This window comes from Brevundimonas diminuta ATCC 11568, from assembly GCF_000204035.1.
Taxonomy (GTDB): Bacteria; Pseudomonadota; Alphaproteobacteria; order Caulobacterales; family Caulobacteraceae; genus Brevundimonas; species Brevundimonas diminuta.
This window is the reverse complement of record NZ_GL883086.1, coordinates 488774-501099: the sequence shown is the minus strand read 5'-3', so window position 1 is coordinate 501099 and position 12326 is coordinate 488774. Positions and strand designations below refer to the sequence as shown.

Below are 12326 nucleotides of genomic sequence, written 5' to 3'. Positions count from 1 at the left end.
CGCGGTGGCGCGCGATGCGCTCAGCCGTGGCTGCGTCCGGCGCGACGAAGGCCAGCGGCGGCTTGGCCGACGGCGGCACGTTCATCTCGGCCCGCAAGGCGCGGATTTCACCGATCAGGTCGACAAGCCAGCCGATCTCGGCCTCGGCGCCGGCATCGACAAAGGCGTCCGGCAGCACCGGCCAGGTTTCGCCCATCAGCAAGCCGTCGCGAGCAGGGCCTTCCCTGCCCAGTTCGGCCCACAGCTCCTCGGTGATGTAGGGCATGACCGGGTGCAGCAGCTTCAGCGTCTGATCGATGGTCCAGGCCGTCATGGCGCGAGTCTCGGCCTTGGCGGCTTCGTCGGCGCCGTTGAACACCGGCTTGGCCAGTTCCAGATACCAGTCGCAGAAGACGTTCCAGATGAAGCGATACAGGGTGCCTGCCGCATCGTCGAAACGGCCGCCTTCGATGGCGTCCGACACCTGGCGTTCGGCCTTGGTCAGTTCGCCGCGGATCCAGCGGTTGATCGTCTGCTGCACGGCTGCGGGATCGAAGCCCTCGACGCGGCGCGCCTCGTTCATCTGGCTGAAGCGCGCGGCGTTCCACAGCTTGGTGCCGAAATTGCGATAGCCTTCAATGCGCTGCTTCGACAACTTGATGTCGCGCGTTCCAGACAGGATCGCCATGGTGAAGCGCAGGGGGTCGGCGCCCAGCTCGTCGATGATGCCCAGGGGGTCGATAACGTTGCCCTTGGACTTCGACATCTTCTGGCCCTTCTCGTCGCGGACCAGACCATTGATGATGACCCGCTTGAAGGGGACTTCGCCGTCCATGAAGTGGATGCCCATCATCATCATCCGGGCGACCCAGAAGAAGATGATGTCCGCCGCTGTGACCAGATCGCTGGTCGGATAGAAGCGCTCCAGATCCTCGGTCTTCTCCGGCCAGCCCATGGTCGAGAAGGGCCACAGGGCCGAGCTGAACCAGGTGTCCAGAACGTCCTCGTCCTGGGTCAGCACGACCTCGGAATCATAGTCCGACATCGCCTGTTCGCGAGCGTCCTCTTCCGTCTCGGCGACGTAGATCTCGCCGTTCGGGCCGTACCAGGCCGGGATGCGATGGCCCCACCACAGTTGGCGCGAAATGCACCAGGGTTCGATGTTGCGCAGCCATTCGAAGTAGATCTTCTCGTAGGACTTCGGCTCGAAGACGGTGGCGCCGTCCTCGACCGCCTTCAGGGCGGGCTGGGCCATGACCTTGGCGTCGACGTACCACTGATCCGTCATCCACGGCTCGATGACGACGCCCGAGCGGTCGCCGTGCGGGACCATGTGCTTGGTCTTCTCGATCTCGCGCAGCCAGCCCTCTTCCTCGGCGCGGGCGACGATGGCCTTGCGCGCGGCGAAGCGGTCCATGCCCTCGTATTCCGCGGGCACGTCGGGCGTGTCGGCGGCGGTGATGCGGCCGAAGGCGTCCATGACGTTCAGCGCTTCAAGTCCCGCACGCTTTCCGACGCCGAAATCGTTGAAATCATGGGCAGGCGTGATCTTGACCGCGCCCGACCCCTTGGTCGGATCGGCATAGTCGTCTGCCACGATCGGCACGCGGCGGCCGGTGATCGGCAGGGTCACGAACTTGCCGACCAGACCCGTATAGCGCTCATCCTCCGGGTGAACCGCCACGCCGGTGTCGCCCAGCATGGTCTCGGGCCGCGTCGTGGCGACAACGATGAAGTCGCGCGTCTCGAACTCGGTCGCCTTGCCGGCATCATCAAAGGCGATCGGATGCTGATAGGTCACGCCGTCGGCCAGCGGATAGGCGAAGTGCCAATAGGCGCCGTCGACCTCCTTCTGCTCGACCTCAAGGTCGCTGATGGCGGTCTGGAAATGCGGATCCCAGTTCACCAGCCGCTTGTCGCGATAGATCAGGCCGTCCTTGTGCAGTTGCACGAAGACCTTGCGGACGGCGGCGTTCAGCCCCTCGTCCAGGGTGAAGCGCTCGCGCGACCAGTCGCAGGACGAACCCAGACGGCGCAGTTGGCGCACGATGGTCCCGCCGGACTCGGCCTTCCACTCCCACACCTTCTCGATGAAGGCGTCGCGGCCCATGTCGCGGCGGCCGATATTGCCCTCGGCGGCCAGCTTGCGCTCGACGACCATCTGGGTGGCGATGCCCGCGTGGTCGGTGCCCGGCAGCCACAGGACGGCCTTGCCCTTCATGCGGTGATAGCGGGCCAGGATGTCCTGAAGCGTGTTGTTCAGGGCGTGGCCGATGTGCAGGCTGCCCGTTACGTTCGGCGGCGGAATGACGATCGAATAGGCGTCGGCGGCGCCGTCAGTCGGCTTGGCCGCGCGCGGGGCGAACAGGCCGCTGTCCTCCCACTGGGCGTAGATGCGCGGCTCGGCGGCCTTGGGTTCGAACGTCTTCTCAAGCATGGTCATCTCGTTTCCCCGAGGCGTCGCGCGAAAGCGCCGCCGATCGGGGCTGGAATTCTTCGGTAAAGCAAAGGGCGGTCCCGCCGGAACCGCCCTTAGACGACTTAATGATCGCCGCGTCCCACGGCTAGGCCAAATCAGTGCCGTCGCGGCGAGAACCAGCCCTCGTCCGTGTGCTGAACCGACCCCGCCACCGCCAGAACCGCCAAGGTCTGTTCGATCCGGTCCGTCTTGCGGCGACCGATCCGCCCGTCGAAGCGACGCGCCAGCTCCAGCGGCTGCAGCGGCCGCCCTTCGCGACGCAGCTCTTCCAGCAACACGCCCGCCAGGACCGCAGGCGCATCAGGCAATGGCGCTCGTGTTCTCATCCTGTCCAACGGCGCCTCGATCTGCACGGCGCGTGCGGACGACTTGATCCGTCCCACTTGATAGCTCGGTCGCAGGAAACGGATCTCGCCCTTCTCCTCCTGCACTCGCCGCGCACGGTTCAGTTCCAGCAGGGCGCTGAGCGTCGCTTGATCCGTCATGCCGTCGCGCCAGCCGTAAGCCGACGCGACCTGCTGATCCAGCCGCTCGTGCAGATGATGCAGCAAGCCGATCTGACCACGATCATAGAGATCGCGTTCGTTCCCGATCAGTTCGCCGCCTTCCTGAAGGCGACGCCGGACATTGTAGAGCCCGGTCATCGTCAGATCCTCGTGCTGGCTCAGAACCTGACGGCGACGGTCATCGATCTCTTCGGCCAGAACGCCGATCTCCTCGCCTGCAGCGCTGTTCAGATCCGGAAAGGGAAAGGCGTCGAAGCAGGCCTTCTTGTTATAGACGGGCCGATCCTCCAGCCGCCCGCCGCGCGCCAGGGCCCAAACCCCATGCACATGCGACGACAGCACGCCCAGGATGCGCGGATCGGCCGAGGCGACGGCGATCAGGGCGTTGTCCGGCAGAATGTCCGCGTCCAGAAAACGGAACCACCGGTGCTTGGCCGTCTCCACCGTGGCGATATAGCGGGACAGCCCCTCCAACGCCGGGCGGAACTCGCTGCGCGGCTCGCCGAACATCCACCAGTTGTCGCGATAGGCGGCGCGATTGTTGCGGTCACGCTCGGGCTTCACCGCCTCCAACAGATGCTGGAAGACGGCGGGGTGACTGCGACGCGCCTCTTCCTCGCTCCAGCCGAACAGGTCGATCACCTTCACGCCGCGCGGTCGTGACGCCAGATCGCGTCCGTTGCGGTACGCGCGGATCGGATTTTCCGCCTCGTCATTGGACGCCGCCAGCAACTGCTCCGCCCGTTCCGGCGACACCATGAAGCCCGCACCATGCAGCTTCACCCCCGGCGAGCACAGCAGGGCATTGGCCTTGAGCGGCTGCGCCTCGGTGAGGGGAAGACCGATATTCAGGCCCGGCCCGATATCGCCGCGCTGTTCGCAAAAGAGGATCTCCGGCGTCTCGGCTTCGCCCATCAACTCATCGACCACCGTCAGCAGGCGGCCCTGACCATTCGGCTCGCCGCGCTCAGCCACGGTCATGGCGATGCGCACGTCGGCGCGGTCGGAGCCCTTGATCCACGGATGGTCTGGGATGGCGAAGGTCAGACGCATCGACGGCGCGCCGTTCAGATGATGCTCCAGCACGCGCCGAGAAAAGGTCTGGGTGATCGAGTTGGTGGTGATGAAGCCGAACCGTCTCAGCGTGCTGTTTTTAGCCGTCAGGATCTCCGCTGCGCGGTCCCACCAGGCTGTGACCAGGTCCGCCGAGCGGAACCGCCCCTGCCGCACCCGCCACAGGGCGTCGACATAGCCGTCGCCCAGTTCGCCGCGCACGTCCTTGCCCCCGATGAAGGGCGGATTGCCGATGATGAAGTGCGCCGTCGGCCAGACCGTAGGGCGCGGATCAATATATCGCGTAACTTCTCTCTCCTCGTGCGCCACAACCGCCGAGAGACCGCCGCCTCGGCTCAATACCCGCGCGTGGGTAAGCGGCCGCCCCTGTTCGTCGCGCACCAGTTCTTCGCGCGTCCACGTCAGCAGCGCGTCCATATGCTTGATGCAGTTGAAGTTTCGCAGGATCGGTTCGGTCGGCTTGGCGTCGCCGGCGTTTCTGAAGTGCCATTGCAGATAGCCGATCCACATCACCATCTCGGCGATCCAGACAGCGTGGACATTCTTCTCCAACCCCCAGAACTGTTCAGGGCTGACGGTATGCCCCTCCAGGCCGAGCGCCGTTTGGGCGTCCCCCAGATCGGTCAGGGCGGTCAGAACCTCGCTCTCGAGATCCTTCATCATGTCCATGGCCACATAGAGGAAGTTGCCGGTGCCGCAGGCGGGATCCAGCACCCGTGTCGTGCACAGCGCATGGTGGAATTCGCGCATGGCGCGGCGCGCCCGCACGACGTCGCCGCTGGCGTAATGGCCGACCGCCAGCCCCGCGACCGCCTCCCACTCGGCGCGCAGCGGCTCCATGATCGTCGCCTCGACCAGTCGCCGCACATAGGCCTTTGGCGTATAGTGAGCGCCCAGCTCGCCGCGCTCCGTCGGGTCCAGCGCCTGTTCCAGCAAGGCGCCGAAAATCGCCGGCTCGACCGAAGCCCAGTCGCGCTGGGCGGCGGCGATCAGAGCCTCCAGCTCCGCCTCCGTCACCGGCACGGCCGCCTCTTCCTTGAACAGGCCGCCGTTGAAGCGGCGCAGATCCTGGCGAACCGCTGAGCAATGTCCGCCGCTGTTCATGCGGCGAAAGAAGTCCGCCGCGCTGACATGAAAGCGATCCGCCATCCCGCGATAGCTTTCCAGCAGACGTAGAAATCCCCGGTCGTCGATCAGTCCCACGCTGTCGGCGAACATGGCGAAGATGCACTGCATGACGAACAGCGAAGTGCGCTTGTCCCACGCCGCCCGCGTCACGACATCGACGCAACCGCTGGAGTCTGTCGGCGCCCGCTTGCGGATCGAGCGCACCAGCCAGGCCAGCCGCTCGGCGATGTCGCTGGTCACGGCCGCCACATGGCTCGCCGGGTCCAGACTCATCGGCTCGTCCCACACCCGGCGCAGACGCTCCCGCACCGCCGGATCACGCAGGTCGTCCATGGAGATGCGGCAGCGCGCCAGGTCGGGAAACGGCACATAGCCCTTCCCCTGTCGGTCAAAGCCCGCCCACAGGTGGATGGAGCGCCCAACGTCCACGACGACGATGAAGGGCGGCCATTCGTCCAGCGCCTTTGCGTAGGTCTCGGCCTGACGCTTGGCGTCCAGCATCAGCCGCTCGATCGCGCCCGCGTCGCCCTTCGGCGGTTTGCGCCCGCGCCCGTTGAACAAGGCCAGATGCCGCTGCGGGTCCAATTCGCCGCCGGGCGCCCGCTTCTGCGACTGCTTCGCCTCCAGCACGAAGGCGCCGCGCCGATAGCAGTCGATGAATCCCCGGTGTGCGCCGCCGTCATGAAAGCGGAACTCCACCCGCCGCTCGAAGCAGTAGCCGCGATCTCCAGCGATCTCCTGATCCGGGGCCGGCGCTCCGATCAGGGCGCACAACTGGCTGATGAATGTCTGGTAGTGCGAACGCTCGCTGATCGTCGCGCCGCTCCAGCGCGTGATGAACGCTTCGACATCCATGGATTGTTCTCCCACCCCTGAGAGAACAATATTAGGTTGAATTTTAGCAAGAACACAACCTTACATTATCGCAGATAACCTGGACGCAACAGGCCTCAGCGCCTGCCCAAATCCTTCAGCACCGCCTGCGCCGCATTGTGTCCTGGCGCGCCCGTCACTCCGCCCCCCGGATGAGCGCCCGATCCGCATAGATAGAGTCCAGGCGCCGGCATCCGGTGATCGGCGTGGCCCAGCACCGGCCGCGCGCTGAACAACTGATCCAGCGTCAGCCGCCCGTGGAAGATGTCGCCGCCGATCAGGCCGAAGCGTCGCTCCAGATCGCGCGGTCCCAGCGCCAGCCGCCCGACCACGGAAGCCTTGAACCCCGGCGCGTGAGCATCGACCGTCTCGATCATCAGATCGGCCACCGTGTCGCGATGCGCGTCCGCCAGATCCGGTGAAACGTGCTGGCAGAACAGGCTGGCGACGTGTTGTCCCTCCGGAGCCAGGCTGTCGTCCAGGGTCGAGGGGATCAACATCTCGACGATCGGCTTTGACGACCAGCCGTTCAGCCGCGCCACGGCGTGGGCGCGGTCCATATAGGCCAGCGTCGGCGCGATGATGATGCCCGCCGTCAGGTGATCGCCCGCCCCTGGCAAAGCGGTGAAGCGCGGCAATTCAGACAGGGCCACATTCATGCGGAACGTACCCGAGCCCGAGGCGTAGCGGCTCATCCGTTCGGAGAAGTCCGCCGGAACCACGGCCGGATCGACCAGGCGGTCGAACAGCAGACGCGGGTGCAGGTTGGAGACCACGCCCCGGGCGCGGACTGCGTCGCCCGCCTCGGTCACGGCGCCGACCGCCCTGCCCTTTTCCGTCAGAACCTCGGCGACCGGCGTATCCAGCCGAATGTCGACGCCCTGCTCGGCGCAGGCGGCGGCCATGGCCTGCGTGATGGCGCCCATGCCGCCGATGGCGTGGCCCCAGGCGCCCTTCTTGCCGTTCACCTCACCAAAGACGTGGTGCAGCAGGACATAAGCCGAACCGGGCGTATAGGGGCTGGCGTAGTTGCCGACGACGCTGTCGAAACCGAACAGGGCCTTGATCGGATCGCTCTCGAACCAGCCGTCCAGCCAGTCGCCCGCCGACTTGGCGAACAGGTCCAGCAGATCGCGTTGCGCCGCCAGACCCAGGCCCGAAACCCGCCGCCCCAGAGACGCCGCCTTCAGCATCTCCGGCAGGGCGGCCAGCCAACCACCCTCGACGACATTGGGCGGCGTGGTCAGGATCAGGTCGCGCAGGATGGCGGCGACCGTCTCCAGCCGCGCCTCATAATCCGGCAGGCGCTCGGCGTCGCGCACCGAGAACTTGGCGACCTCGGCCTGAGTCCGGCCCTCGCCGGTCAGCAGATAGCGGCCGTCGTCAAAGGGCAGGAAGTTGGCCGCGCGGCGCTCGACCACGCACAGGCCGTGGCGCGCCAGCTCCATATCGGCGATGACGCGCGGGTTCAGCAGGCTGACGGTATAGCTGGCGGTCGAGTTGCGAAAACCAGGATGGAATTCCTCGGTCACCGCCGCCCCGCCGACGACGCCGCGCCGCTCCAGCACCGTGACCTTCAGACCGGCCCGCGCCAGATAGAAGGCGCAGACCAATCCGTTGTGCCCGCCGCCCAGGATGACGACGTCCGTTTCCGTCTGCGCCATGCGCGCTCCCTCCCGCTTGAGAGAGCGACGCTAGTCCTAGGCCGCGCGTCCCGCCAGATAGCGACGATGCAGCAGCGGCTTGCCCAGCCAATAGGCCAGCTCCGCCGGGCGGCTGATGTCCCAGACAGCCAGATCAGCGGCCTTGCCCGCCTCAAGCGTGCCGATCTCATCCTGCAGCCCCAGCGCTCGGGCTGCATTGCGCGTGGCGCCCGCCAGAGCCTCTTCCGGCGTCAGGCGGAACTGGACGCAGGCCAGATTGATCGCCGCCGTCATGGAGGCGACCGGCGAGGTGCCGGGGTTGCAGTCCGTCGCCACCGCCATGCGCGCGCCGTGCTGACGCAGCAGGGCGATCGGCGGCGCCTGCGTCTCGCGCAGCATCAGGAAGGCGCCCGGCAGCAGCACCGCCACCACGCCCGCCTCGGCCATCGCCTTCACGCCCGCCTCGGTCGTGTGCTCGATGTGGTCGGCCGACAGCGCCTGATAGCGGGCGGCCAGCGCAGCCCCGCCGCCGTCCGACAGTTGGTCGGCGTGCAGCTTGACCGGCAGGCCCAGCTCCTCGGCCTTGTCGAACAGGCGGCTGACCTCATCCACCGAGAAGGCGATGGGTTCGCAATAGGCGTCGACCGCGTCGACCAGACCTTCGGCGTGGGCTGCGGGCAGGATTTCGTCCACAGCCTTGTCCACATAGACGGCGCGATCGGCCTTATGCTCCGGCGGGACGGCGTGCAGGCCCAGATAGGAGGTGCGCACCCGCACCCCGCCCTCGCGCCCGATGCGGCGGGCGACGCGCAGCATCTTCAGCTCGCTGTCGTGATCCAGACCATAGCCGGACTTGATCTCGACGGTGGTGACGCCGGTGGCCTTCAGCCCTTCCAGCCTCGCCAGAGCGGAGGCGTAGAGCTGATCCTCGCTCTCCTCGCGCGTGGCGCGCACGGACGAGACGATGCCGCCGCCGGCGCGGGCGATCTCTTCATAGGTCGCGCCCTCCAGCCGCCGCTCGAACTCGCCAGAGCGATCGCCGCCGAAAACCAGATGGGTGTGGCAGTCCACCAGGCCCGGCGTGACCCAGCGCCCGCCCAGACGGTCAGTTTCCACAGCCTTGTGCACAGGCAGGTCGGCGCGCGGCCCGACCCAGGCGATGCGCCCGTCCTTGATCAGGATGGCGGCGTCCTCGATCGCGCCATAGGGCTCGCCGCCTTCGGTCATGGCGGCGACGTGGCAGTCGGTGATCAGCAGATCGGCGTCGATCATCGCGCGGCGACTCCAGCCAGAATTTCACAGAACCAGCGGCCCGCCGTCAGGGAGCCGAGGTCGCCGATTTCCAGCGACGGGTCGTATTCGGTCAGGTCGACGGCGCGCACCTTGGCATGGGCGCCGATGGCGCTGGCGGCATCGAAGAAGTCGTGCACCGACACCCCGCCCGGCCGCGCGCCGGGGCTGGCGGGCCACTGGCTGCGGTCGATCACGTCGATGTCGAAGTCGACATAGATGACCTCGCACAGGGACGACAGGCGCTCCAGCTCCTCGACCACGACATTGACCAGACCGCGCTGGCGGCACTCGCGGGCGGTGCGAACGCTGATCCCTGCGGCTTCGGCCTTTTCATGAGCGCGACGGGTGTTGGCGAAGGGTGCGAGGCCGACCTGGCTGATCCGACGCCCGTCCATGCCGTCATCCAGCAGCGCCTGGATCGGATTGCCGTTGGTCAGGCCCTGGTCCGTGTCGCGCAGGTCGAAATGGGCGTCCAGCGTCAGGACGCCGACGCGGTCCAGCCCCAGAGCGTGAACGCCCGGCCGGGTGATGGCGTTGTTGCCGCCGACCAGAATGGTCAGGTCGCGATGGGCCTGCGCCGCCACGGCGTCGCGCACGGGCTCGAAGGAGTCGAACGGCGAGACGGCCTTCAGCGCCACATCGCCAACATCATGGACCTTGATATCTAACTCCAGACCCGTCTCGACGTCATAGGTCGACAGACGCGGCAGAACCCCACGCAGCACCTTCGGCCCCAGGTCACAGCGGCCCGGCGTCAACGACCGCTCGTTCAACGGCGCGCCGATCAAGGCGACGCGGGCGTCGGGATGACGCCCCACCAGATCGCCGACAGAACGCCACCCCAGGGCTTCAGACGGTTGGCTCATGGGTGTCATCCTTTGGTCGGAGAGAAGCGCGCGACCAGATCATAGGCCGCGCCGGGGAAAATCTGTGAGGCCCAGGTCACGCCCTGGCCGTCGCGCCAGGTGCGGCGCTCCAGACGCAGACAGGGCGCGCCATCGGCCAGACCCAGGCCCGCCGCCGTCTCGCGATCGGCGCCGACGGCCGAGATGCGATGCTCGGCCTCGGTCCAGGGCATGTGGGCCAGCAGCCAGCCGCCCGGCGGCTGGGTCGTGAAGTCGGCGGCTTCCGCCTCGGGCGCGGCGGACAGAGAGACCAGGCGGCGCTCAAAGACGAACGGCAGGCCATCGGCCAGATGCAGGGTCTGCAGCTCGATCACCCGCTCGCCCAGCCCGTCCTCCTCCCCGCTCGCCGGGCGGACGATTCGGCCCAGCAAGCGATGAGAATAGGCCAGGCCCCGGCTCTCGATCTCGCCTTGAATGTCAGGGATGGACACCAGGGCCGAGGAATGCAGCGGCGGGTGGGCCACCACTGTCCCCGCGCGGCGGCGTCGCACCACCAGCCCGCGCGCCGCCAGGTCGGACATGGCGCGCGACACCGTCATGCGCGCGCAGCCGTATTCCGCCGTCAGTTCCGCCTCGGTCGGGATGCGGAACCCCGGCCGCCACTCGCCCGAGGCGATGCGGCGTTCGATGTCGCCCGCGATGCGACGATGAAGCGGCTCCTGATCCATGAAACGAAAATGCCTCTTGCACGCGATATTGTCTAGACATAACAGTACGACCAACACACGACGGCGGCTGACGCCGCATGGAGGATTCGATGGCCACGCCCAATACCCGTATCATTCGTAGCCCGCGTGGGCCGGAAAAGACCGCAAAGACCTGGGCGGCCGAAGCCGCCATGCGCATGCTGATGAACAACCTCGACCCCGAGGTGGCCGAGCGTCCCGAAGACCTGGTCGTCTACGGCGGCATCGGCAAGGCGGCGCGCAACTGGCAGGCCTTCGACACCATCGTCGACCAGCTGCAGAAGCTGGAAGCCGACGAGACCCTGATGGTTCAGTCGGGCAAGCCGGTCGGCGTGTTCCGCACCCATGTCGACGCCCCGCGCGTGCTGATCGCCAACTCCAACCTGGTGCCCAAATGGGCGACCTGGGACCACTTCAACGAGCTCGATAAGAAGGGCCTGGCCATGTACGGCCAGATGACGGCCGGCTCGTGGATCTACATCGGCACCCAGGGCATCGTTCAGGGCACCTATGAGACCTTCATGGAGGCGGGTCGCCAGCACTATAACGGCGACTGGTCGGGCAAGTGGATCCTGACGGCGGGTCTGGGCGGCATGGGCGGCGCGCAACCTCTGGCCGCAACCATGGCCGGCGCCTCGTGCATCACCATCGAGTGCCAGCGCAGCCGCATCGAGTTCCGCCTGCGGACCCGCTACGTCGACGTGATGGCCGAAACCCTGGACGAGGCGCTGGCCCTGCTGGAGCAATCGTTCAAGGACAAGAAACCCTTGTCGATCGGCCTGTTGGGCAATGCGGCTGACCTTCTGCCTGAAATGGTCAAGCGCGGCGTCCGCCCCGATCTGGTGACGGATCAGACCAGCGCCCACGACCCGGTCAACGGCTACCTGCCTTCGGGCTGGACCGTCGCCGAGTGGGAAGAGAAGCGCGTCAGCGCCCCGGCGGCCGTCGAGACCGCCGCCCGCGCGTCGATGGCGACCCACGTCAAGGCCATGCTGGACTTCCAGAAGATGGGCGTCCCCACGACCGACTACGGCAACAACATCCGTCAGGTCGCCTTTGACGAGGGCGTCGAGAACGCCTTCGACTTCCCCGGCTTCGTGCCCGCCTATATCCGCCCGCTGTTCTGCCGCGGGATCGGCCCGTTCCGCTGGGCCGCCCTGTCGGGCGATCCCGAGGACATCCGCAAGACGGATGAGGCGATGAAGAAGCTCTTCCCCGACAACGCCGGCCTGCACCGCTGGCTGGACATGGCGGGCGAGCGCATCGCCTTCCAGGGCCTGCCGGCGCGCATCTGCTGGATCGGTCTAGGCGACCGCCACCGCGCGGGCCTGATGTTCAACGAGATGGTGGCCTCGGGCGAACTGAGCGCCCCCATCGTCATCGGCCGCGATCATCTGGACAGCGGCTCCGTCGCCAGCCCGAACCGCGAGACCGAGGCCATGATGGACGGCTCGGACGCCGTGTCCGACTGGCCCCTGCTGAACGCCCTGCTGAACACCGCGTCGGGCGCGTCCTGGGTGTCGCTGCACCATGGCGGCGGGGTCGGCATGGGCTATAGCCAGCACTCGGGCGTCGTCATCGTCGCCGACGGCACCGACGAAGCCGCCAAGCGTCTGGAGCGCGTCCTGTGGAACGACCCGGCCACCGGCGTCATGCGCCACGCCGACGCCGGATACGACATCGCCAAGGACGCCGCGCGCGAACATGGGCTCAATCTGCCGAGCCTGAAATGACCGTCCTTCTCCCCTCGCGGGAGAAGG

General features: G+C 67.1%; 7 protein-coding genes. 1 reads left to right on the top strand and 6 read right to left on the bottom strand.

Annotated elements, in window-relative coordinates:
* From BDIM_RS06190 to hutC, 6 genes are all read right to left on the bottom strand, one after another.
* On the bottom strand, window positions 1-2416 hold a 2416-nt coding region (locus BDIM_RS06190; RefSeq protein WP_040346626.1), incomplete at its 3' end, for a valine--tRNA ligase.
* A gap of 137 nt (window positions 2417-2553) precedes the next feature.
* Window positions 2554-6021, bottom strand: a complete 3468-nt coding sequence (locus BDIM_RS06185; protein ID WP_003164713.1) for a DNA methyltransferase — start codon at window positions 6019-6021, stop codon at window positions 2554-2556.
* Window positions 6022-6116: 95 nt separating this feature from the next.
* Complete coding sequence (locus BDIM_RS06180; protein ID WP_003164712.1) at window positions 6117-7703, bottom strand: phytoene desaturase family protein; 1587 nt, start codon at window positions 7701-7703, stop codon at window positions 6117-6119.
* Between the two features lie 36 nt (window positions 7704-7739).
* Window positions 7740-8951 (bottom strand): imidazolonepropionase, encoded by a 1212-nt coding sequence (gene hutI / locus BDIM_RS06175; RefSeq protein ID WP_371125977.1) that lies wholly within the window; start codon window positions 8949-8951, stop codon window positions 7740-7742.
* Window positions 8951-9841: an agmatinase family protein gene (locus BDIM_RS06170; RefSeq protein WP_003164710.1), complete on the bottom strand. Its 891-nt coding sequence runs from the start codon at window positions 9839-9841 to the stop codon at window positions 8951-8953. Before BDIM_RS06170 ends, hutI begins: the two co-directional genes overlap by 1 nt.
* Window positions 9842-9846: 5 nt before the next feature.
* Entirely contained in the window at window positions 9847-10548 is a 702-nt protein-coding gene (gene hutC, locus BDIM_RS06165; protein ID WP_040345236.1) for a histidine utilization transcriptional repressor HutC, read from the bottom strand.
* 89 nt (window positions 10549-10637) lie between these two features.
* On the opposite strand from hutC, the gene hutU reads away from it, so the two are divergent.
* Window positions 10638-12299, top strand: coding sequence for a urocanate hydratase (gene hutU, locus BDIM_RS06160; RefSeq protein ID WP_040345233.1), 1662 nt, complete (start codon window positions 10638-10640; stop codon window positions 12297-12299).
* The last annotated feature ends 27 nt before the right edge of the window (window positions 12300-12326 follow it).